General features: G+C 66.4%; 21 protein-coding genes. 18 read left to right on the top strand and 3 right to left on the bottom strand.

The window, feature by feature from the left end:
• Positions 1-18: 18 nt before the first annotated feature.
• Together QX135_RS29220 and recQ are read right to left on the bottom strand one after the other, a co-directional pair.
• Positions 19-324, bottom strand: coding sequence for a hypothetical protein (locus tag QX135_RS29220; protein ID WP_315739276.1), 306 nt, complete (start codon positions 322-324; stop codon positions 19-21).
• Between the two features lie 392 nt (positions 325-716).
• A complete protein-coding gene (gene recQ, locus QX135_RS29215; protein WP_315739277.1) occupies positions 717-2,522 on the bottom strand; it encodes a DNA helicase RecQ in 1,806 nt (601 codons plus the stop codon).
• A gap of 223 nt (positions 2,523-2,745) precedes the next feature.
• On the opposite strand from recQ, the gene QX135_RS29210 reads away from it, so the two are divergent.
• The 13 genes from QX135_RS29210 to dhaK all read left to right on the top strand — a co-directional run bounded on the left by QX135_RS29210 (position 2,746) and on the right by dhaK (position 14,050).
• The gene (locus QX135_RS29210; RefSeq protein ID WP_316181979.1) at positions 2,746-3,633 is read left to right on the top strand and encodes a 4'-phosphopantetheinyl transferase; all 888 of its coding nucleotides are present in this window, start codon (positions 2,746-2,748) and stop codon (positions 3,631-3,633) included.
• Between the two features lie 331 nt (positions 3,634-3,964).
• Positions 3,965-5,296: an ABC transporter substrate-binding protein gene (locus tag QX135_RS29205; RefSeq protein WP_316181977.1), complete on the top strand. Its 1,332-nt coding sequence runs from the start codon at positions 3,965-3,967 to the stop codon at positions 5,294-5,296.
• Between the two features lie 124 nt (positions 5,297-5,420).
• Positions 5,421-6,383: a sugar ABC transporter permease gene (locus QX135_RS29200; RefSeq protein ID WP_316181975.1), complete on the top strand. Its 963-nt coding sequence runs from the start codon at positions 5,421-5,423 to the stop codon at positions 6,381-6,383.
• Entirely contained in the window at positions 6,380-7,333 is a 954-nt protein-coding gene (locus tag QX135_RS29195; protein WP_315712568.1) for a carbohydrate ABC transporter permease, read from the top strand. The genes QX135_RS29200 and QX135_RS29195 overlap by 4 nt, the downstream gene beginning before the upstream one ends.
• 17 nt (positions 7,334-7,350) lie before the next feature.
• A complete protein-coding gene (locus tag QX135_RS29190; protein WP_315739282.1) occupies positions 7,351-7,548 on the top strand; it encodes a hypothetical protein in 198 nt (65 codons plus the stop codon).
• Positions 7,549-7,552: 4 nt separating this feature from the next.
• Positions 7,553-8,665 carry an ABC transporter ATP-binding protein gene (locus tag QX135_RS29185; RefSeq protein ID WP_316181973.1) on the top strand — a complete coding sequence of 371 codons (1,113 nt, stop codon included), beginning with the start codon at positions 7,553-7,555 and terminating at the stop codon, positions 8,663-8,665.
• Positions 8,658-9,668, top strand: coding sequence for an ABC transporter ATP-binding protein (locus QX135_RS29180; RefSeq protein WP_316181971.1), 1,011 nt, complete (start codon positions 8,658-8,660; stop codon positions 9,666-9,668). The genes QX135_RS29185 and QX135_RS29180 overlap by 8 nt, the downstream gene beginning before the upstream one ends.
• 3 nt (positions 9,669-9,671) lie before the next feature.
• Positions 9,672-10,277: a dihydroxyacetone kinase subunit DhaL gene (gene dhaL / locus QX135_RS29175; protein WP_315739285.1), complete on the top strand. Its 606-nt coding sequence runs from the start codon at positions 9,672-9,674 to the stop codon at positions 10,275-10,277.
• Between the two features lie 2 nt (positions 10,278-10,279).
• Positions 10,280-10,678: a dihydroxyacetone kinase phosphoryl donor subunit DhaM gene (dhaM, locus tag QX135_RS29170; protein WP_284416623.1), complete on the top strand. Its 399-nt coding sequence runs from the start codon at positions 10,280-10,282 to the stop codon at positions 10,676-10,678.
• Positions 10,679-10,690: 12 nt separating this feature from the next.
• On the top strand, positions 10,691-10,993 hold the full coding sequence (locus QX135_RS29165) for an HPr family phosphocarrier protein (protein ID WP_315739286.1): 303 nt from the start codon (positions 10,691-10,693) through the stop codon (positions 10,991-10,993).
• Between the two features lie 2 nt (positions 10,994-10,995).
• Complete coding sequence (ptsP, locus tag QX135_RS29160) at positions 10,996-12,615, top strand: phosphoenolpyruvate--protein phosphotransferase (RefSeq protein WP_316181969.1); 1,620 nt, start codon at positions 10,996-10,998, stop codon at positions 12,613-12,615.
• Positions 12,612-13,064, top strand: coding sequence for a hypothetical protein (locus tag QX135_RS29155; protein WP_315777419.1), 453 nt, complete (start codon positions 12,612-12,614; stop codon positions 13,062-13,064). The genes ptsP and QX135_RS29155 overlap by 4 nt, the downstream gene beginning before the upstream one ends.
• Positions 13,061-14,050 carry a dihydroxyacetone kinase subunit DhaK gene (gene dhaK / locus QX135_RS29150; protein ID WP_316181967.1) on the top strand — a complete coding sequence of 330 codons (990 nt, stop codon included), beginning with the start codon at positions 13,061-13,063 and terminating at the stop codon, positions 14,048-14,050. The genes QX135_RS29155 and dhaK overlap by 4 nt, the downstream gene beginning before the upstream one ends.
• Positions 14,051-14,062: 12 nt before the next feature.
• On the opposite strand, the gene QX135_RS29145 is transcribed toward dhaK, so the two are convergent.
• Complete coding sequence (locus tag QX135_RS29145) at positions 14,063-14,839, bottom strand: GntR family transcriptional regulator (RefSeq protein WP_315777421.1); 777 nt, start codon at positions 14,837-14,839, stop codon at positions 14,063-14,065.
• A gap of 66 nt (positions 14,840-14,905) precedes the next feature.
• Here QX135_RS29145 and QX135_RS29140 point away from each other — a divergent pair, with 66 nt between their 5' ends.
• Genes QX135_RS29140 through nikE form a run of 5 tightly spaced genes read left to right on the top strand, consistent with a single transcriptional unit; the run spans position 14,906 to position 21,132 of the window.
• Complete coding sequence (locus tag QX135_RS29140) at positions 14,906-16,237, top strand: M20 family metallopeptidase (protein ID WP_316181964.1); 1,332 nt, start codon at positions 14,906-14,908, stop codon at positions 16,235-16,237.
• Entirely contained in the window at positions 16,225-17,775 is a 1,551-nt protein-coding gene (locus QX135_RS29135; protein WP_315739292.1) for an ABC transporter substrate-binding protein, read from the top strand. The genes QX135_RS29140 and QX135_RS29135 overlap by 13 nt, the downstream gene beginning before the upstream one ends.
• A gap of 15 nt (positions 17,776-17,790) precedes the next feature.
• A complete protein-coding gene (locus QX135_RS29130) occupies positions 17,791-18,738 on the top strand; it encodes an ABC transporter permease (protein WP_315780351.1) in 948 nt (315 codons plus the stop codon).
• Positions 18,731-19,561: an ABC transporter permease gene (locus tag QX135_RS29125; protein ID WP_315799279.1), complete on the top strand. Its 831-nt coding sequence runs from the start codon at positions 18,731-18,733 to the stop codon at positions 19,559-19,561. The genes QX135_RS29130 and QX135_RS29125 overlap by 8 nt, the downstream gene beginning before the upstream one ends.
• Positions 19,558-21,132, top strand: a complete 1,575-nt coding sequence (gene nikE, locus QX135_RS29120; RefSeq protein WP_316181961.1) for an ABC transporter ATP-binding protein — start codon at positions 19,558-19,560, stop codon at positions 21,130-21,132. Before QX135_RS29125 ends, nikE begins: the two co-directional genes overlap by 4 nt.
• Positions 21,133-21,138: the final 6 nt, after the last annotated feature.

The raw sequence follows: 21,138 nt of genomic DNA, 5'->3' as shown, positions 1-21,138 counted from the left end.
ACGCGACGGCGCCTGCGATCAGCCGCGGCTGAGCTCCTGCACGCCGTCGTGAACCTGGTAGACGACCTTGCCCTCGCGCCAGGCGAACGCGCCGCCGGGCTCGCGGCAGACGATGCCGGCTTCCGGAATCAGCTTGTCGCAGAGCATGACGATGATGTCCTCCAGCGGTGCGCTGGTGTCGTTCTCCTCGGTCATCCGGTCGATCGAGATCTCGCCGCCCTCGACGCCGTCGTCGATGTGGACGATGAAGATCTCCTCATGGCCATGGATGCCATGCGCCGTCACCCGAAACACTTCCCCCTTGTACTCGAATTCCCGAACCATCGCGTCCGCCCATATGAGTTTGTTGATTGCCGTTTCAAGCGGGGACGGAAACTAAGAGCGTGCCGCGCGAGGGTCAAGAAAAGTCGGTGTCGGGAATCCGACAAAATACAACGGGTGCGAACGCATGCTACGGGTGTGCGCGCATGTTCGCTGCACGACGGCAATCCGTGCATGCCGCTCATGCGCGAACTGCCCGTGGAGCCGATTTGTCGTAAACTAATCAATTGCACTCGGCAAATCACCGTCACATTTCCGCGCATCCGGCTCGCCGAAGAGGGACGTTTCGCGATCGTCACGAGCGTCCGGCCGGGATCGCGAGCCCATGTGTGAGGCCATGTGTGCCGTCTGATAGTCGAGCGAAGGAGTCGCGGTGCTGCGGGACGATGGCGGGCTCAGGCGCCCGCATCATGCGCTTTGATGACCGCCACGAATGCCTCGCCGTAGCGCGCGAGCTTGACCGTGCCGGCGCCGGGGATGCTCGCAAGCTCCGCGACGGAGCGCGGATGGCGGGCCGCCATTTCGGCCAGCGTCTTGTCGTGGAAGATGACGTAGGGCGGCACGTTCTGGGCCTTGGCGAGCTCCATCCGCCGGACGCGCAGCTTCTCGAACAGGTCACGGTCGAGGTCAGGAAATGTCGTCGTGGTCTGCCGCTCCCGAGCCTTGCGGTCGCGCCTGGTCTTCTTCAGCACGCGCAGGCTGAGTTGCGGCTTGTCGCGTAGGAACTGGCGGCCCTCGGGCGAGATCGACAGGCCGCCATGGCCGGCGACGTCGACGCTGATCAGCCCATGCGCGACGAGCTGGCGGACGATGGAGCGCCAGGCGTTGCGGTCGTGCTCCTTGCCGATGCCGAAGGTGGAGAGCTTGTCGTGGCCGAGCCGTTCGATGCGCTCGTCGGTCTCGCCGAGCAGCACCGCGACGACGTGGGCCTGGCCGAAGCGCTCGCCGGTGCGGTGGATGCAGGACAGCAGCTTCTGCGCGGCGATGGTGCCGTCGAAGGTCTCGGGCGGGTCGAGACAGATGTCGCAATTGCCGCACGGCGCGCAATCGTCGCCGAAATAGCGCAGCAGCACCTGGCGCCGGCATTGGCAGGTCTCGGCGAAGCCGAGCAGCGCATCGAGCTTGCGGCGCTCGGTGCGCTTGCGCGCATCGGGCGCGTCCGACTCATCGATGAAGCGGCGGCGCAGCGCGATGTCCTCGGCGCCGTACAGCATCAGGGTTTCCGATGGCAGGCCGTCGCGGCCGGCGCGGCCGGTCTCCTGATAGTAGGCCTCGATGCTGGACGGCAGATCGGCATGCAGCACGAAGCGCACGTCGGGCTTGTCGATGCCCATGCCGAAAGCGATGGTGGCGACCATGATCAGCCCCTGCTCGAGCTGGAAGCGACGCTGGTTCTTCTCCCGCGCCTTCATCTCCATGCCGGCATGATAGGGCAGCGCCGGAAAGCCGTGGTCGCTGAGCGAGGCGGCGACCTCCTCGGTCTTGCGCTTGGACAGGCAATAGACGATGCCGCTCTCGCCCTCGCGGGATTTCAGGAAGGCGAGCATCTGCTGCATCGTGCTGGTCTTCTCCGCCGCGCCGTAGCGGATGTTCGGCCGGTCGAAGCCGGCGATGAAGCTGTTGCCGTCGCCGATCGAGAGATGCTCGACGATCTCGGCCCGCGTCGGCGCATCGGCGGTGGCGGTGAGCGCGATGCGCGGGATCGTCGGGAACAGCCCGGCGAGACAGTCGAGGGCGCGGTATTCGGGCCGGAAATCATGGCCCCATTGCGAGACGCAGTGCGCCTCGTCGATGGCGATCAGCGACAGTTGCGCGGCCTTGAGACGCTCCAGGTTCTCCGGCCTGAGCAGCGTCTCGGGCGCCATGTAGAGCAGGTCGAGCTCGCCGCGTTCGATGTCCTGCCACAGCAGGTCCTTCTCGGCGCCCCAGAGCCGCGAGTTCAGCGCCGCGGCCTTCACGCCGGCCTGCCGGAGCGCGGTGACCTGGTCCTCCATCAGCGCGATCAGCGGCGAGATGATCAGCCCGAGGCCGGGACGCGCCAGCGCCGGGATCTGGTAGCACAGCGATTTGCCGCCGCCGGTCGGCATCAGCACGAAGGCATTGTGTCCGGCGATCACGTGCTCGACGATGTCGCGCTGCCGCCCGCGAAAGCTGTCATAGCCGAACACGGCCTTGAGGATCGAGAGCGGATCGGCGGTCATGGGAACGCACTTCTTCGGCAGACGGAGGGACTGGATAAGTCCCGTTGCGGGACGCCGCCGTCAAGCGAAAGCTGCCCGGTGACGCGCATTTCAGCGGCGCGGAGAAGCATGGCGGGGACAGTGGCAGGGGCGCGTTGGACAAGCCGACGAGTTATGGCAGAATCGACTTGCATCGCATTATGTTCCGATCCTGATACGAGCATGGGCTGCCGGGGCGAGCTGGGTGCCTTGGCACCTCGCCGGGCGCAAGGTGGTGCTGGTCGATGCCGATCCGCAGTGGTCGGTGGTGCGGCTCGCCGAGCGGCAGCGTGCGCTCGCCATGCAAAGCTCGGGCGCGTGGCGCCGCGAGATCGCGAAACATGTTGAACCGTTGGAATTCGCTTCGACGTCGCCGTGTCGTATACGGTGGCGGTCGGTCGAGGCCGGTCCGCAAAGAGACGCGCGCGCAGAGTTGGTGACGAGGGTGCTTGCAGATCTGTTTGAAGGCCCGGTCGTGGTCGTGGCCTCCAGCCTCTCGCTGGCGGACGACGAGCTGTTTGCCGAGGAGCGCGCTCATATTCAAGCCACGGTCGCCAAGCGGCGGGCCGAGTTCGCGACCGCGCGGGTCCTGGCGCGCAGGGCGCTGGCCGCGCTCGGAGCTCCGCCGGTGGCGCTCGTCCCGGCGCCGGATCGCGCGCCGGTGTGGCCGCCGGGCTATGTGGGAAGCATCTCACATTGTGCCGATCATTGCGCCGTGGCCGTAGCCCGAAGCAGGGATGTCTCGTCGCTCGGACTGGATGTCGAGGACCTGCGCGAGCTCGATCCGTCGATGCGCGACCTGGTGCTTACGCCGGCCGAGCGGCGATGGCTTCGCGCGCAGCCGGACGCCTTGCAGCCGATGCTGCCGATCGTGATCTTCAGCGCGAAGGAAGCCTACTACAAATGCCAATATCCGATCACGCACGGCTTCCTGGATTTCCAGGACGTCGAGCTCACGATCGCATGGGCGGCAGGCACGTTCGAGGCGCGCGTCGTGAGAGAGGGATGGCCGGCTGCCATTGCTCGCCTCGCCGGACGCTTCCTCATCGCTGACGGCCGGGTCAGTTGCGGCGTGACGTTGGCGAAGGGCTGATCGCGCGGATGCAGCCTGGAGTTGGGCCGAGCCAGCGTCCTGGCGGCTGCGCCGGAGAGCCGCGCCATCGCCATCCCGGCAAACCTCCGGACGACGAGCAGCTTACCGCAGTCGCTAAACATGATGCGCTGCAAACGTCGCGAAAACGCGCTTGACATGTTTAGTCATTCACAATCTACTAAACAAAATACTTAACTCGGACGGATGATCCGGGGCCATGGGGAAACGCTTGCGGCTCGCGCTGTCGTTGTGACGGCGCCGCTCGCCGCAGGCCATGCATCGCCGTCACCCACGCGAAGCGGGGACGGCGCCAACAGGGAGGGAGTGCCAGATGAAGTTGCTGCAGACATTTGCACTGACGGCGACGGTCGCCGCTGCGACCGTGCTCGGCGCATCCGCGCCGGCACACGCCGAAGGAAAGACCATCACCTTGTGCTGGGCCGCCTGGGACCCGGCCAATGCGCTGGTCGAGCTGTCCAAGGACTTCACCGCCAAGACCGGCGTCAGCATGAAGTTCGAGTTCGTGCCGTGGCCGAACTTCGCCGACCGCATGCTCAACGAGCTGAACTCCAAGGGCAAGCTGTGCGACCTGATGATCGGCGACTCCCAGTGGATCGGCGGCGCCGCCGAGAACGGTCAATATGTCAAGCTCAACGAGTTCTTCGATAAGGAAGGCATCAAGATCTCCGACTTCATGCCCGCCACCGTGGCCGGCTACGCCGAATGGCCGAAGGGCACGCCGAACTACTGGGCGCTGCCAGCGATGGGCGACGCCAACGGCTGGACCTATCGCAAGGACTGGTTCTCACGGCCTGAAATCCGCGAGGAGTTCAAGAAGAAGTTCGGCCGCGAGCTCGACGTGCCCAAGACGCAAGCCGAGCTGAAGGACATCGCCGAGTTCTTCCAGAAGCGGGTGATCGACGGCAAGACCGTCTACGGCGCGGCGATCTTCACCGAGCGCGGCTCGGAAGGCATCACCATGGGCGTCACCAACGCGCTCTATCCGTTCGGCTTCAAGTATCAGAACCCGAAGAAGCCGTATGACATGCAGGGCTTTGTCAATTCCGACGACGCCGTGAAGGGCCTCGAATTCTACAAGGCGCTGTACAAGTGCTGCACGCCGCCCGGCTATTCGAATGGCTACATGCAGGAAGGGCTCGACGCCTTCAAGTCCGGCCAGGTCGCGCTGCAGATGAACTGGTTCGCCTTTTTCCCAGGCCTCTACAAGGACCCCAATGTCGGCGGCGACAAGATCGGCTTCTTCGTCAACCCGGCGCAGAAGGAGAAGGGCTCGCAGCTCGGCGGGCAGGGCATCTCGGTGGTGGCCTATTCGCCGAACCGTGCCGAGGCGCTGGCCTACATCAAATGGTTTGCCTCGCTCGACACCCAGAAGAAATGGTGGGCGCTCGGCGGCTATAGCTGCCACAAGGGCGTGCTCAACGACCCCAACTTCAAGAACACCGCGCCGTTCGCCGCCGACTTTCTGGTGGCGATGGACCAGGTGGTCGATTTCTGGGCCGAGCCGTCCTACGCGCAGCTCCTGCTCGCCATGCAGAAGCGCGTCCACGACTATGTCGTCGCCGACCAGGGCACCGCCAAGGGCGCGCTCGACGGGCTGATCGCCGACTGGACCAAGGTCTTCAAGGAGGACGGCAAGCTCTGACGGCCGCGGCACCTCGCGCACACGCGGACTGCGCCACGACAATCCCTCCGGCGAGCTTCGGCTTGCCGGGCGGACCAACCAGTCTCACCGCCAGCCAGAAGCAGCCAGTGAAGCAGTCCCTCGCATGACCGACCAAACCGGACTGAGCAGCCTCGTCGACCGCGCCGCCCTGGTGACGCCGCCGGTCGTGGCGGGGCGCGTGCGCGGCCTGTCCGAGCGCGCCATCGCCTGGCTGTTCATCACGCCGACCATGCTGCTGCTGCTCGCGATCAACATCTTCCCGTTGATCTGGACCATCCGGCTGTCCTTCACCAATTATCGCGCGAACCGTCCGAACGCCACCGTGCTCGATGTCGGGCTCGCCAACTACCAGTCGATCCTGACCGATCCGGACGTCTGGGCGGCGATGACGGTGACCGCGCGCTTCGTGTTCTGGACCATCCTGATCCAGACCGTGCTGGGCTTCACCCTGGCCTGGCTGATCGACAAGAAATTCCGTGGCCACGGCCTTTGGACCACGTTGATCCTGCTGCCGATGATGCTGTCGCCAGCCGTGGTCGGCAATTTCTGGACCTTCCTGTACCAGCCGCAGATCGGCCTGTTCAATTACGTCATCGCCGCCGTGACCGGCATGCCGGCGTCGTCGTTCCAGATGCTGGCGCAGGTGCCGCTGGCGCCTTGGGCCATCGTCGTCGTCGACACCTGGATGTGGACGCCCTATGTGACGCTGATCTGCCTCGCAGGCCTGCGCTCGATTCCCGACTACATCTATGAGGCGGCCGAGGTCGACCGCGCCTCGCCGTGGCGGCAGTTCTGGTCGATCACGCTGCCGATGGCGCTGCCCTTCATCATGCTCGCGGTGTTGTTCCGCGGCATCGAGAACTTCAAGATGTTCGACATGGTCAACCTGCTGACCGGCGGCGGTCCAGGCTCGACGACCGAGGTCGCCTCGATCACCTTGAAGCGCGAGGCGTTCGAAAAGTGGCGGACCGGCTATTCCTCGGCGTTCGCCATCATCCTGTTCGTCACCGTGTTCGGTCTCGCCAACATCTACGTCAAGGCGCTCAACCGGGTGAAAAGCCGATGACCGGTCTCGCAACCGCTCATTCCGTCGTCGATCCGTCGCCGCTGACCAAGCGGATCGCGGCAACCGTGGTGATCGCCTATGCCCTGATCACTTTGGTGCCGCTGCTGTGGATCTTCATGACCGGATTCAAGTCGCCATCGGACGCGATCGCCTATCCGCCGAAGCTCGTCGCCGAGCCGAGCCTGGAGGGCTATTGCAACCTGTTCACGACCCGGACCCGGCAGGCGCCGGAGTACATGGCCAAACTGCCGCCGGCTGCCAGTCTGTGCGACCGCATCTCGCGCGGCCGCAACATGGTGGTCGCGGGTCCATCGAACTACATCCCACGCTACGTGAATTCGCTGGTGATCGCGTTCGGCTCGACCGCGCTGTCGGTCGTGCTCGGCACGCTTGCGGCCTACGCCTTCTCGCGCTTCAAGGTGCCGCTGAAGGATGACCTCTTGTTCTTCATCCTGTCGACGCGGATGATGCCGCCGATTGCGGTCGCGATCCCGATCTACCTGATGTATCGCGAGCTCGGCCTGTCCGACACGCGGCTCGGCATGATCCTGCTCTATACGTCCGTCAACATCTCGCTCGCGGTCTGGCTGCTCAAGGGCTTCATGGACGAAATCCCACGCGAATACGAGGAGGCGGCGATGGTCGACGGCTACACCCGCCTGCAAGCCTTCTTCAAGGTCGTGTTGCCGCAGGCCACCACCGGCATCGTCGCCACCGCGATCTTCTGCCTGATTTTCGCCTGGAACGAATATGCCTTTGCGGTGCTTCTGACCTCGGGCACGGCGCAGACCGCGCCGCCCTTCATTCCGATTATCATCGGCGAGGGCGGCCAGGACTGGCCGGCGGTTGCGGCGGGCACCACGCTGTTCCTGATCCCGATCGTCGTGTTCACGGTGCTGCTGAGGAAACACCTGTTGCGCGGCATCACCTTCGGAGCGGTGCGCAAATGAGCGAGTCGATCCGGAACATGCCTGCCGATGTGGCCACCACGCGCTGGCCACGGGCGCTGCGGCGCGGCCCGATGGAGACGCTGGCGACGATCCTCATTGCGGCGGGCGTGCTGATGCTGCTGCAGCCGTTCGCGCTGGTGCTCTACACCTATTCCTTCATCACCACGCTCGCTGGTGTCGTGATGTTCACCATCGTCTCCAAGTTCCCGGACTGACGCCATGGCCGAGATCCGGATCGAGAACCTGTTCAAGGAGTTCGGCGGCTTTGCCGCCGTGCGCGGCACCAGCTTCACGATCGCCGACGGCGAGTTCTTCTGCCTGCTCGGTCCGTCCGGCTGCGGCAAGACCACCACGTTGCGCATGATTGCAGGCCTGGAGCTGCCGACGTCGGGGACCATCAACCTCGGCGGCGAGGACGTCACCTTCCGGCGCGCGCGTGAGCGCGACATCGCCATGGTGTTCCAGCTGTTCGCGCTCTACCCGCACATGAACGTACGCAGGAACATCGCCTTTCCCCTGGTCTCGATGGGGGTGCCCAAGGCGGAGATCAGGCGGCGGGTCGAGGAAGCGGCGCGCATCCTGCGCATCGACCATCTGGTGGACCGTCCGGTGAGCGGGTTGTCGAGCGGCGATCGCCAGCGCGTCGCACTCGGCCGCGCCATTGTCCGCGAGCCCAAAGCGTTCTTGATGGACGAGCCGCTGGGCGCGCTCGATGCCGAGTTCCGTCACATCATGTGCGGCGAGCTGCGCGCGCTACACGACCGGCTCAAGGCGACCACTGTGTTCGTTACTCACGACCAGCTCGAGGCGATGTCGATGGCCGACACGATCGCGGTGATGAATCGCGGCGTCGTGGAGCAGCTCGGAACGCCCCAGGAGATCTACGACCGTCCCGCCACCATGTTCGTCGCGGACTTCATCGGCTCGCCAGCGATGAACTTCATCCGCTTCGCGGGCAGGCTCGGTGCCGGCACGAACTGCGTGCGCATCGACGGCACCGAGATCGGCGTGCCCGAGCTGCGCGAGGATGCCGAGAGCGATGAGCTGATCCTCGGCGTGCGGCCGGAGCAGGTGGCGCTCAGCGCCGAAGGCGGGCTGCGCGGCGAGGTGTTCGGCGCCGAATATCTCGGCACCACCCAGATCATCACCGTCACGACGTCTCATGGCATCGTCAAGGCGCGCGTGCCCGCGGCGGTCCGGGTGCAACGTGCGGAGCCGGTCGGGCTCAGCTTCCGCGCCGACCGGCTGTCGCTGTTCGACGCCGCCACGGGCCGTGCGGTCCGCACGGCGCTGTATGAGCAGCCGGTGAGAGGAGGGCGCCATCATGGCTGAGACGCGTCTCAACGCCGTCAGCAAGTCGTTCGGCTCCAAGCCGGCGGTTCGGGATTTGTCGCTGATCATCCGCGATGGCGAGCTCGTGGTGCTGCTCGGGCCGACAGGCGCCGGCAAGACCACGACCTTGCGCCTGGTGGCAGGCCTCGAGATGCCGGATAGCGGAAGCATCACCATCGGCGGCGTCGATCAGACGAAAGCGACGCCGGCCGCGCGTGACGTCACGTTCGTGTTTCAGCAATATTCGCTCTATCCGCATCTTTCGGTGTACGACAATCTCGCCTTTCCGCTGCGCTCGCCGGTGCGCAAGATTCCGGAGGCTGAGATCAAGCGCATCGTCGGTGAGGTCGCGGGGATGCTGCGGATCGAGGACAAGCTCGGCAACCGCGCTACTCAGCTCTCGGGCGGTCAGATGCAGCGCGTGGCGATCGGCCGTGCGCTGGTGCGCAGACCTGCGATCGCATTGCTCGACGAGCCGCTATCCTCGCTCGACGCCAAGCTGCGTTCCGAGCTGCGCATCGAGCTCAAGCGCATCCAGCAGGATCTCGGCGCCACCATGCTCTACGTCACCCACGACCAGATCGAGGCGATGACGCTTGCCAACCGCATCGGCGTGATCGAGCAGGGCCGGCTGGTGCAGGTCGGCAGCCCGCGGGAGGTCTATGAGGATCCGGCCAATACCTATGTGGCGACCCGGCTCGGCAGTCCCGGCATCAATCTGCTGCCGCGTGGGCTGTTCCCGGATCTCGCAGTGCCGGGCGACGTCGCGACGATCGGCGCGCGCACCGAGCACATGACGGTCCGGCGCGCCGAGACCCGTGCGGACGCACGGGTGAAATGGATAGAGCATCTCGGCGATCAGAATCATCTGCATATCACGCTGCAGGACCAGACCATCGTCAGCCTGGTCGAGCCGGATACGGAATTGAAAGTCGGCGACGCCGTCGCTATCGAGTTCACCCGGCCGCTGCTGTTCGACCGGGCGGGCCAGCGGGTGAGATAGACAATGGACCAGGCGTTCAAGCGCAGGCTGATCATGGCGATGGCCGATGCCATCATCGCGCATGCCGAGGAACTGACCGCGCTCGATTCGGCGATCGGCGACGGCGATCACGGACTCAACATGAAGCGCGGCTTCGAGGCCGTTCTCGCCGATGTCGAGAACATTTCAGCCAAGCCTCTTCCCGAGGCGCTGAAGGCGGTCGGCATGGCGCTGGTGATGAAGGTCGGCGGTGCGTCCGGTCCGCTCTACGGCACGCTGGCGATGGGACTTGGCAAGGTGCTGCCATCAGCGCCATCTGCCGCTGAAGCGGCGGCGGCGCTGGGGCGTGCCATTGCGGACGTGAAAGCCCGCGGCAAGTCGGAAGCAGGCCAGAAGACCATGCTCGACGTCTTGATCCCGGTGCAGGCAGCTTTTGCGGCCGGTGGCGACGATCTCGCCGCCCGGCTGCCCGCGATCGCTGGCGAAGCTGCCGACGCGACCGTGCCGATGCTGGCGATCCGCGGCCGTGCTTCGTTTCTCGGCGAGCGTTCGATCGGACACATGGATCCCGGCGCGCGCTCCTCCAGCCTGCTCGTGCAGGCGATCTGCAGCGTATTCAATGAGGCCTGATCATGAGTGAGCAGAAGAATGTCGGCATCGTCATCGTGTCGCATTCCGCCAAGGTGGCGGAAGGCGCGGCCGACATGGTCAGGCAGATGGTCGGCGACAGCGTGCCGCTCGCGGCGGTCGGCGGCAATGCCGATGGCGGACTCGGCACCGACGTTGGCGCCATCATGGGCGCGATCGACAAGGCATGGTCGGAGTCAGGTGTTGCGATCCTGGTCGATCTCGGCGGCGCTGAGACCAACAGCGAGATGGCGGTGGAGATGATGCCGGAGGAGCGGCGCGAGCGCATCGTGATCTGTAACGCGCCGCTGGTCGAAGGCGCGGTGATGGCGGCGACGGAAGCCTCCGGCGGCTCGCCGCTCGATGCGGTGCGCGCAACCGCCGAAGAGCTGATGGGCGGATGAGCAGGAACGAGAATGGCTGACGGTGGAGAGATCGGCATGCAGGAAGCGAAGGCGCATGCGCTGCTGACCAACGAGGTCGGGCTGCATGCGCGGCCCTCGGTCAAGCTGACCCAGCTCGCCAAGCGCTTTGCGTCGACCATCGAAGTCGCGATCGCGGCCGACGGGCCCTGGACCGATGCCAAGAGCCCGGTGAAGATCATGCGCGTCAAGGCCGCCAAGGGCGAGACGCTGTTTCTGCGCGCCAATGGAACCGATGCCGAGGCCGCCATCGCCGCGCTGGTCGATCTGGTGAACCGCAAGTTCGACGAGGAGTGACGATGGAGCGGCGTATCTTCGGGCGGGCGGCGTCGGACGGGCTGGCCATCGGGCCCGCGGCGATCCTGCATGCGCTGGAGGGCGCCAGCCGGAGGAAAGGGGCGATCGCCGAGGAGCATGAAGCGCTCGCCGTAGCGGTCGCGCATGCGCGCGAGGCCGTGGCCGAGCTGATCGGCAGGCTCGAGGGAGACGCCGCCGAACTGATCGGCTTTCAGCTCGCGCTGCTCGAAGACGATGCGCTGACGGAGGCGGCTTACGTCCAGATCGAGGGCGGCGTCGCTGCGGATGCGGCCTGGCGCGCGGCGATGGCGGAGGAGATGGCGGGGTATGAGTCCGCCGAGGACGAATATTTCCGCGCCCGCGCCGGCGACCTCGCCGACATCCGGGATCGCGTGCTGCGACACTTGTTCGGCTTGCAGCAGAACGGCAAGTTGCCGAAGGGGGCGATCGTCGTTGCGCGTGATCTGGCGCCATCGGCTTTCCTCGCCATCGAGTGGACGAATGGAGGGGGCATCGCGCTCGGCGAGGGCAGCCCGACCAGCCACGTCGCGATGTTGGCGCGCAGCCGCGGCGTGCCGATGGTGGTCGGGCTCGGTCACGATTGGGACAAGCTGACAGGGGATTTGCTGGTCGATGGCGGTCGCGGTGTCGTCATCGTCGATCCCGGCGCGCACTCTATCGCCGCCGCGCGGGCGGAGGACGAGACGGTCTCGCGCCGCAGGGCGGAGGCAAGGGCGCGGCAGCACGAACCGGCACTGACGCGCGACGGCACCTTCGTTTCCGTGCTCGTCAACATCTCCGGTCCTGGTGATATGACGGCGCTGCCAGCCGCAGCGTGCGATGGCGTCGGTCTGGCGCGCACGGAGTTTCTCACCGGCAACCTGCTTCACGATGAGGAGGCGCAATATCACGCCTATGCCGAGCTCGTGCGCTGGGCCGAAGGCCGGCCGGTCACGATCCGCACGCTCGATGCGGGCGGCGACAAGCCGATTCCGGGCTACACGATCGATGGTGAGAGCAACCCGTTTCTTGGCCTGCGTGGCCTCCGTCTGTCGTTGCGTCATCCCGAGATCTTCCGTGTTCAACTGCGCGCGCTGGCTCGCGCGGCTGCGCTCGGACCGCTCAAGGTGATGCTGCCGATGGTGACCAATGCAGCGGAGCTGGACATCGCGCGTCGCCATCTCCGCGCCGTGCTCGCCGAATTGGCCGCCGGCAACGTCGCGTTCGCCGCGCCGGCCTTCGGAATGATGGTCGAGGTGCCGGCTGCTGCGTTGGCAGCGCATGACTTCGCTGCGGACTTCTTCTCGATCGGCACCAATGACCTGACCCAATACGCGACCGCTGCTTCGCGTGACGGCGCCGAGGTCGCCGACTATGCCGACGTGCTGCATCCCGGGGTGTTGGCGATGATTGCCCATGTGGTGCGCGCTGGTCGTGCGCGGGGCGTGGAAGTCTCGATCTGCGGCGACGCCGCCGGGGATGTCAGAGCCATTCCGGCGCTGCTTGGGGTCGGCGTGCGCGCGCTGTCGGTCGCGCCGGGCCTGCTGCCGCTGGTGAAGTCGGTGATCCGCGAGCTTGACCTCGCCAAGGGCGCGGAAAAGGCCGCGGGAGAGGGCGCATGAGTGACCAGGATGCATCGGGGGGCGCAAGCCCGCTCGCCGAATACAAGGCGATCCTGCGCGCGGTGATCGACAGCCGTCCCTCCGGCACACGGCAGCGGTTGGCGGAGGCGATCGGCAAGAATCGCAGCTTCATCTCGCAGATCGTCAATCCGGCCTATGCGACGCCGATCCCGCTGCAGCATCTCGAGACCATCTTCCACATCTGTCACTTCTCGCCGCATGAGCAGCAGGCTTTCTTGACCGCCTACCGCGCCGCGCATCCGGGCCGGCTGGACGAGGCCGAGGCGCAGCGGCCGATGCGGCGACTCGTGGTCGAGTTGCCGGACTTCGGCGACTCCGCGCTCAACGCCCATGCCGACCGCATCATCACTGGCGTCGCGCGCGGCATCACCGCGCTGATCTCAGCCAATGAAAACAACGACGACGCCGAACCGGGAGGGAAGCCATGAAGAAGCTGATCAACGCCGTTTCCGACGTGCTGACCGAGAGCCTGCAGGGTTTTGCCGCCGTGCATGGCGACATCGTCACGCTGGGCGAGGACAACAAGTTCGTTCGCCGCACGAGCCTCAAACCGGGGAAGATCGCGCTGATCTCCGGCGGCGGCTCAGGCCATGAGCCGCTCCATGCCGGCTTCGTCGGGCCGGGCATGCTCGATGCCGCCTGTCCGGGCCAAGTGTTCACCTCCCCGACGCCTGACCAGATGCTCGCGGCCGCGCAGGCCGTGGACACCGGCGCGGGCGCGCTGTTCATCGTCAAGAACTACGAAGGCGACGTGATGAATTTCGCGATGGCCGCGGAGATGATGGAGGGCAAGGTCGCGACCGTCATTACCGACGACGACGTCGCGGTCGAGACCTCGACCTATTCGACCGGCCGCCGCGGCGTTGCCGGCACGCTGGTCGTGGAGAAGATGCTTGGCGCCGCGGCGGAGCAGGGGCGCGATCTCGATGCGCTCAAGGCGCTCGGCGACAACGTCAACAAGCGCACGCGGTCGATGGGCGTGGCGCTGACCTCTTGCACCGTGCCGGCCGCCGGCAAGCCGACCTTCACGCTCGGCGAGGACGAGATGGAGATGGGCGTCGGCATCCATGGCGAGCCCGGCCGCCGCCGGGTCAAGCTGGCCTCCGCGGACGCCATCGCCGAGGAGATGATGGGCGCGATCCTGGCCGATCTTGCAGCGAAGCCCGGAACTCCATGCCTGCTGCTGGTCAACGGCTTCGGGGCCACGCCAGCGATGGAGTTGTACGTGATGGCCAATGCGGCGCGGCGCATCCTGGAAGGGCGCGGGCTCGCCATCGCGCGCGGGCTGGTCGGCTCCTACGTCACCTCGCTCGACATGGCCGGCTGCTCGCTCACGGTCACCGCGCTCGATGAGTCGACGATGGCGCTGTGGGACGCGCCGGTGCACACGGCCGCCCTGCGCTGGGGCTGCTGAACCGAGGTCCGCTCAGCGGATCTCGTTGGAGTAGTAGTGCTGCGCCGTCGTGGCGCGGTGCTGGCTGAGGATCGCCAGCGCGCCGGTCTGGTCATAGGCTTCCTCGTCGATGACGAGCACGGCGGCCGGCGCGGAGAGGCCGAGCAGCTTGCGGTCCTCCTTGGTGGCGACCTCGGCCGTCACCTTCTCGCGCACCGCGGCGATCCGGAGGCCATAGGCCTCGAGCAGATGGCGGTAGATCAGGGCAGGGACCTTCTTCGGCTCGCGCGGAAATCCCGCCACGCGGCTCGCGACCATCGAGATCCGCGAATGCAGCACCGGCGCGCCGGCGACGCGGCGGATGCGATGAAGATGCAGCAGCGGCTCGCCGTCGGCCACGCCGAACAGCGCTGCTTCGGCCGGCTCGGCGGTGCAGGTCGTCACCGACAGCACCTCGGCTTGCGACTGCAGCAGGCTGCCGTCCGCGCCGAGCAGGCGGAAGTACTGGAAGAAGAAGCTGAGCCCATGCTGCGACGCGCGGCCCGTCACCACCGTGCCGGTCTTGCGCCGCCGCATCAGCATGCCGCCAGCTGTGAGGTCGGCCAGCGCCCGGCGGATGGTGCCGACGGCGACGCCATATTGGTTGGCGAGCGCGACCTCGCCGGGCAGCACCGTGCCCGGCGGCATGTCGCCGATCAGGATCGCCTCGGCGATCTGCCGCTTGACATGCTCGTAGAGCGGCACCGGCAGCGCGCCCGGACCCGCACCCACTCCGTCTGCCGCTTTGCTGGCCACAGCTGCCTTTTTCATGGAATTGACAAATGCCGCGTCGTGAATTCTATTTCTATATAGAATATAGGATTGAGCAGACGGCAAATGATTTCTCAGGGCATTCCAGTAGATCGGAGCCAGCCCGGCCTGGCCGGCGCCTTCGCTGCGATCGACGGCATGGCCGAGACTGCCGTCGTGGACCTGCGGAAGCTGGTGGCGGTCGATACCAGCTTTCCGCCGGGCGCCGGCTACGATGCCTTTGCCGACGTGATGGAGCAGCTCGCTAGGCCGCTGGCGCTGGATTGCGAGCGCGTGATTGTCCCGGAGGATCTATGGCGCGCACCGGGCGCGCGCGGACCGCGTACGAATCTGATCGCACGGCGCCGCTCCGGCAGACCGGTGCTCGGGCTCTATTTCCACGTGGACACAGTACCGGCGGCGCCCGGCTGGGCGACCGATCCGCTGCAACTGAGCCGCGACGGTGATCGTCTGACCGGACTCGGCGCAGCCGACATGAAGGGATCCGTCGCGGCAGCGCTGCTCGCGCTCCGCGCCGCGCAGCAGACTGGATTGTCGCTGGCCTATGATCCGCTGCTGCTGCTGTGCACGGACGAGGAGGCGGGGCTTTATCCCGGAGTGCGCTACCTTGCCGAACAGGGGCGCCTCGAAGGGCATATTCTGAATTTCAACGGCAGCGCCATGCCGCGGATCTGGGCCGGCTGCTTCGGCCTGTTCACGCTCACGGTGCGCGTTCACGGCACGGCGGCCCATGCCGGCGAGCAGCGCCGTGCCGGCGCCAACGCGATCGAGGCGGCCCTGCCGATCCTCAATGCGCTCGCCGCTTTGAAGCCGCTCGTCGCGCAGCGGACATCGACGTTGCCGCCACCTCCGCAGACGGCTGGACCGCTCACCGCGAGCCTCGACATCTCGGCTATTCATGGCGGCCAATGCGGCGGACAGATCCCCTCGCTGGTCGAGATTCTCCTGTGCCGCCGCTATGCGCCCGAGGAGGACTTCGCCGCCGCGCGCCGCGAGATCGAAACGGCGATCCGGCAGGCGGCCGGCATGCTCGACGTCGAGATCATCCTCACCGGTCATCTGATGCCGACATCCGATCCCGGCGGGCCGCATTGGCCGCGCTGGCAGCAGGCGCTGTCGGCCGGTTTCGGCTACGCGGCCGAGGACTTCGCCCGATGGGGGGCGTCCGGCTGCTCCGATTTCGGCTGGGTGCAGCAGGCCACGGGCCTGCAGGAGGTGCTGCTCACGGGTCTCGGCAGGCCCGATAGCCGCATCCATGCGCCGGGCGAATCGACGACGCTCACCGACATCGTCGCATTGGCGAAGTCGGTGCTCGCCTATCTTGCAGCCGAGTTCTGTCCCGAGCTCTCTCCCGAAGCCATCACGCCCGAAAAGGACTTCGCCCGATGCCGTCCGTGACTCGTCGTCATTTCCTTGCCGGCTCCGCGCTCGCGCTTGGTGCCCTGCCGCAAGTCTCTCTCTCCGCCGAGGCGCCCAAGCGCGGCGGCGTGTTGCGGATCTCGGTCGATCAGGGTGCGGCCGTCATTCACCCGCTGCTCGCGCGCGTCAATCCGGAATACCTTATTACCGAGCTGCTCTATTCCAACTTGACCCGGTTGAAGCCGGACATGTCGGTCGAGCCGGACCTCGCGTTGTCGTGGCAGGCCGGCGCGGGGCTCACCGAGTGGACGTTCAAGCTGCGGCCCAATCTCAGCTTCCACGACGGCTCGCCGCTGACGGCGGAGGATGTCGTCGCGACCTTCAAGGCGATCCTCGATCCGAAGACCGCGTCACCGGCGCGTACCAATGTCGGCCCGATCAAGGATGTCGCCGCCGTAGATGCGTCGACCGTGCGGTTCACGTTATCGGTTGCCTTCGCCGATTTTCCGGTCGCGCTCGCCTACAACAATGCGCGCATCGTGCCTGCGAAAGTCGTTGCCGCCGATCTCGCCAGCCTCGCCACAAAGGCGAATGGTTCAGGGCCGTTCAAGCTCGTGTCCTATGAGCCGGACCGCAAGATCGTCGTCGAGCGCAACCCGGTCTATTACGATCCCGCGCGGCCTTCACTCGATCGCGTCGAGATCCTCGTCTATCCCGACCGCACCGCCGAGGCATCGGCTCTGATTTCGGGCGACATCGATCTCATGTTGTCGACCACGCCCGGCGAATATGAGCGGCTCGGCAAGGCCAGCGGCGTCAAGGCGGTGCGGATCCCCTCGGGGCAGTTTCTGAACGTCAACATGGGCTGCGACCAGAAGCCGTTCAACGACGTTCGCGTGCGCCAGGCGCTGGCGCTGACCATCGATCGCGAGGCCATGGCCGGCTTCGTGGCCGGCGGCTATGGCACGCCCGGCAACGACACGCCGCTGAGCCCCGCCTACCGGTTCTATCAGGACAGCAAACTGAAGAAGCCCGACATCGCCAGAGCCGGGCAATTGCTCGCCGATGCCGGCTATCCCTCCGGCATCGACCTGACGATGGTGGCATCCGACAAGCCGGACACGCGCACGCAGCTCGGCGTTGCGATCCGTGAGATGGCGGCGCCCGCCGGCTTCCGCATCAACGTTCAGACGATGCCGCACGCAACCTATCTCGATCAGGTCTGGAAGAAAGGCAATTTCTACGTCGGCTTCTACAACATGCAGTCGACCGCCGACGCGATCTTCAAGCTGCTCTATACCTCGGATGCGGCCTGGAACGAGACGCGCTGGAACAATGCGCGCTTCGACGAGATCGTCAATGCGGCGCGTAGCGAGACCGACGATGCCAATCGTGCCGCGCTCTATGCGCGGGCCCAGACGATGATGAGCGAGGAGGTGCCGTCGGTCATTCCGGTCTTCTTCGACATCCTGGCGGCGCAGCGCGCCTATGTGGAAGGCTACCAGCTGCATCCGCGTGGGTCGGTGTTCCGGCTCGATCTCGTCTCGCTCGGCGCCGGCGCGCCCAAGCGCAGCTGAGGCAGGATCCGAGCGGTGTCATTCGCTTGGCTGCTACGGCGGCTGCTCCTGATGGTCTACACGGTCGTCATCGTCAGCGTGCTGGTGTTCGCCATCACGCAGGCGCTGCCGGCTGATGCCGCGCAGACGCTGCTTGGCGAGAACGCCTCGCCAGAGGCGCTGGCAGCCGTTCGCAGCCGGCTCGGGCTCGACGATCCGGTCTGGCAGCAATTCGCGCATTGGGTCGCGCACGCGGCCACGGGCAATTTCGGCGTCTCCATGCGCACCGGCCTGTCGGTCGCGCCGGAGATGCTGACGGCGCTGTCGCGCTCTCTGCTGCTGGCAGCTGGCGCGCTCGTCGTCACTCTTCTGATCGCAGTCCCGCTCGGAATCTTCGCGGCGCTCCGCAAGGGCCGGCCGACGGATACGACGACCAGCGTGATCGCCTATCTCGGGGTCTCGCTGCCGGAATTCGTCACCGCAACCGTGCTGGCGCTGCTGCTGACCGACATCCTGCCATGGCTGCCGGCGACCGGCTACGTGTCGCCGCTGGAGGATGCCGGGCTGGCGCTACGCCATCTGATCCTTCCGGTCCTGACGGTCTCGGTGATTCTCGTCGCGCATGTCATGCGCATGATGCGCTCGGAGACGCTGGACGTGCTGCAGTCCGACTACGTTCGCGCGGCGCGGCTGAAGGGCCTGCCTGAGCGGACGGTGCTGGTGCGGCACGTGATGCGCAACGCGCTGCTGCCGGTTATCACCATCGTCGCGCTCGACGTCGGCTATCTCTTGGGCGGCATCATCGTCATCGAGGAGATTTTCGCCATCCCCGGCATCGGCCGCGCATTGATGATCGCCATCACCACCCGCGATCTGCCGTCGATCCAGGCCGGCGCGATGATCATGGCGGTCACCTACGCGATCACCAACACGCTGGCGGATGTCGTCTACGCGCTGCTCGACAAACGGATCAGCTATGACTGAGCTGTTCGGCAGGATGATCCGCAAGCCGCAGGGGGCGATCAGCGTGATGCTGCTCGTTGCCCTCGCCATCGTCTGCATCCTCGGCCCGTGGCTCGCGCCCTATGGGCCGGAGAAGATGGATTTTCTCGGCCGTTTCCGCCCGCCGGGATGGCAGAACTGGCTGGGCGCCGACCAGTTCGGCCGCGACGTGCTGAGCCGCCTGCTGTCCGGCGCGCGCGCCACCGTTCCGATGGCGCTCGCGGCGACGCTCGCCGGCAGCGCGATGGGCGCCGTGATAGGCGTCGCATCGGCCTATCTCGGCGGCAAGGCCGACGAATTCATCATGCGCACCAACGATGCCGTGATGGCCATTCCCGGTCTCCTCATGGCGCTGCTGCTGGTCAGCACGCTCGGCAATGGGGCTGTCAACGCGGTGATCGCGATTGGCTTTGCGTTTGCGCCTGGCATGGCGCGGGTCACGCGCTCCGTAGCCCTTGCGGTGCGCAATCAGGACTACGTCAAGGCCGCCATCGCGCGCGGCGAGGCGGCATCGCAGATCATCTTTCGCGAAATGCTTCCCAACGTGATGGGCCCGATCATCATCGAGGCCACGATCCGGGTGTCGTTTGCGGTGATGCTGTTCGCTACGCTGAGCTTCCTTGGCCTGGGAGCGCAGCCGCCGGCATCCGAATGGGGGCTGATGGTGGCCGATGCGCGGCAATACATGCACCAGGCGCCGTGGATCCTGATCGCGCCCTCGGCGGCGATCGCGCTGTCGGCGATCGCCTTCAATCTCGTCGGCGATGCCCTGCGCGACGCGCTGCATCCGCGGGACGATCGATGAAGCCGGCGCTCGCCATCACCAATTACGGGCTGGACTACGTCACATCGGCGGGCGCCGTCGAGGTGCTGCGCGACGTGTCACTCGAGATCGCGCCGGGCGAGGTGCTCGGCCTCGTCGGCGAATCCGGCTCCGGCAAGAGTTCGCTGGCCTGGGCGCTGATGCGGCATCTGCCGGCCAATGCCCGCGAGATCTCGGGATCGCTGCGCCTCGGCGATATCGACCTGCGGTCTCTGAGCCCGAAGCAACTCACCGAGGTGCGGGGCCGCCGGATCGGCATGGTGTTCCAGGACCCGTCGACCGCGTTGAATCCGACACTGACCATCGGCCATCAGATCACCGAGACGCTGATGCGTCATCGCGGTCTGAACGCGCGGGCCGCCAGGGATCTCGCGATCGAGCTGCTCGGCCATGTCGAGCTGCGTGACCCCGCGGCGGTGCTGCGGCGCTATCCGCACGAGATCTCCGGCGGCGAGAAGCAGCGGGTGATCATCGCGACGGCCTTCGGCTGCCGGCCCGATGTCATCCTGTTCGATGAGCCCACGACAGCGCTCGATGTCATCACCGGTGCCCGTATCATCGAGCTGTTCGCGCGCCTGCGCGCGGAAACGGGCGTCGCTGCGCTCTACATCTCGCACGATCTCGCGATGATGTCCCGCGTCGCCGATCGCGTCGCGGTGATCCGGCACGGCCGCGTCGTCGAGCAGGCGGTGGCGTCTGATATATTTCGGACGCCGCAGCACGACTATACCAAGGCGCTCATCGCCGCGGTGCCGCGTCCGGAGCGGCGGCTCGTGAATGATCAGCCGGGCGCTGCCGTGGTGCTTGAGGCGCGTGGCATCGAGGTGCATTACGGCCGGGCCAGCCTGTTCCGCGCGTCGCCACCACCGGCAACCAAGGCCGTCGATGTCGACATCCGCGCAGGCGAAATCGTCGGCCTCGTCGGCGAATCCGGCTCGGGGAAATCGTCCATGGCGCGCGCCCTGACCGGGCTCGCCCGCTTCGACGGTACCATCAGTTTCGACGGCCGGATGCTGCGCGGGGCCCGCGACATGAATTCCGCCTATCGTCGCGATGTTCAGATCGTGTTCCAGCACCCGGATTCCTCGCTCAATCCGCGTCACCGCATCGGCGAGATCCTGTCGCGTCCCTTGAGGCTCTACGGCGGTGATGTCGCCTCAGTGCCGCGCCTTCTCGATCAGGTCCGGCTGCCAGCGTCCTATGCGATGCGCTGGCCGCACCAGCTATCCGGCGGCGAGAAGCAGCGCGTCGCGATCGCGCGTGCTTTTGCGGCGCGACCGCGCCTGGTGATCTGCGACGAGATCACGGCGCCTCTCGATGTCTCCGTCCAGGCCCAGATCATCGAGCTGCTGCTGGCTTTGCGCGCCGAGACCGGCGCGGCCTATCTCTTCATCACCCACGATCTCAACCTCATCAGGCAGATCGCGCACCGCATCGTCGTGATGCGCCACGGCCGGCTGGTCGACAGCCGTGCCGTCGATGCCTTCGGCGCAGACGACGTTCACCCTTACACCCGCGAGCTGATGGCGGCCTCGCCAGCGCCCGTTGGCTGACCGCAA

The organism is Bradyrhizobium sp. SZCCHNR1098, from assembly GCF_032489375.1.
Classification (GTDB): domain Bacteria; phylum Pseudomonadota; class Alphaproteobacteria; order Rhizobiales; family Xanthobacteraceae; genus Bradyrhizobium.
The sequence above is the reverse complement of the archived record's forward strand: the minus strand, read 5'-3'. Positions and strand labels throughout refer to the sequence as shown.

Excerpts from the sequence above, each read along its gene's own strand:
- dhaM (WP_284416623.1), top strand. The coding sequence starts at position 10,280 with ATGAGTGAGCAGAAGAATGTCGGCATCGTCATCGTGTCGCATTCCGCC.
- QX135_RS29145 (WP_315777421.1), bottom strand. The coding sequence starts at position 14,839 with ATGAAAAAGGCAGCTGTGGCCAGCAAAGCGGCAGACGGAGTGGGTGCG.
- QX135_RS29200 (WP_316181975.1), top strand. The coding sequence starts at position 5,421 with ATGACCGACCAAACCGGACTGAGCAGCCTCGTCGACCGCGCCGCCCTG.
- QX135_RS29180 (WP_316181971.1), top strand. The coding sequence starts at position 8,658 with ATGGCTGAGACGCGTCTCAACGCCGTCAGCAAGTCGTTCGGCTCCAAG.
- nikE (WP_316181961.1), top strand. The coding sequence starts at position 19,558 with ATGAAGCCGGCGCTCGCCATCACCAATTACGGGCTGGACTACGTCACA.
- QX135_RS29165 (WP_315739286.1), top strand. The coding sequence starts at position 10,691 with ATGGCTGACGGTGGAGAGATCGGCATGCAGGAAGCGAAGGCGCATGCG.
- QX135_RS29140 (WP_316181964.1), top strand. The coding sequence starts at position 14,906 with ATGATTTCTCAGGGCATTCCAGTAGATCGGAGCCAGCCCGGCCTGGCC.
- QX135_RS29125 (WP_315799279.1), top strand. The coding sequence starts at position 18,731 with ATGACTGAGCTGTTCGGCAGGATGATCCGCAAGCCGCAGGGGGCGATC.
- QX135_RS29155 (WP_315777419.1), top strand. The coding sequence starts at position 12,612 with ATGAGTGACCAGGATGCATCGGGGGGCGCAAGCCCGCTCGCCGAATAC.
- QX135_RS29195 (WP_315712568.1), top strand. The coding sequence starts at position 6,380 with ATGACCGGTCTCGCAACCGCTCATTCCGTCGTCGATCCGTCGCCGCTG.
- QX135_RS29205 (WP_316181977.1), top strand. The coding sequence starts at position 3,965 with ATGAAGTTGCTGCAGACATTTGCACTGACGGCGACGGTCGCCGCTGCG.
- dhaL (WP_315739285.1), top strand. The coding sequence starts at position 9,672 with ATGGACCAGGCGTTCAAGCGCAGGCTGATCATGGCGATGGCCGATGCC.
- QX135_RS29135 (WP_315739292.1), top strand. The coding sequence starts at position 16,225 with ATGCCGTCCGTGACTCGTCGTCATTTCCTTGCCGGCTCCGCGCTCGCG.
- dhaK (WP_316181967.1), top strand. The coding sequence starts at position 13,061 with ATGAAGAAGCTGATCAACGCCGTTTCCGACGTGCTGACCGAGAGCCTG.
- QX135_RS29220 (WP_315739276.1), bottom strand. The coding sequence starts at position 324 with ATGGTTCGGGAATTCGAGTACAAGGGGGAAGTGTTTCGGGTGACGGCG.
- ptsP (WP_316181969.1), top strand. The coding sequence starts at position 10,996 with ATGGAGCGGCGTATCTTCGGGCGGGCGGCGTCGGACGGGCTGGCCATC.
- QX135_RS29190 (WP_315739282.1), top strand. The coding sequence starts at position 7,351 with ATGCCTGCCGATGTGGCCACCACGCGCTGGCCACGGGCGCTGCGGCGC.
- QX135_RS29185 (WP_316181973.1), top strand. The coding sequence starts at position 7,553 with ATGGCCGAGATCCGGATCGAGAACCTGTTCAAGGAGTTCGGCGGCTTT.
- recQ (WP_315739277.1), bottom strand. The coding sequence starts at position 2,522 with ATGACCGCCGATCCGCTCTCGATCCTCAAGGCCGTGTTCGGCTATGAC.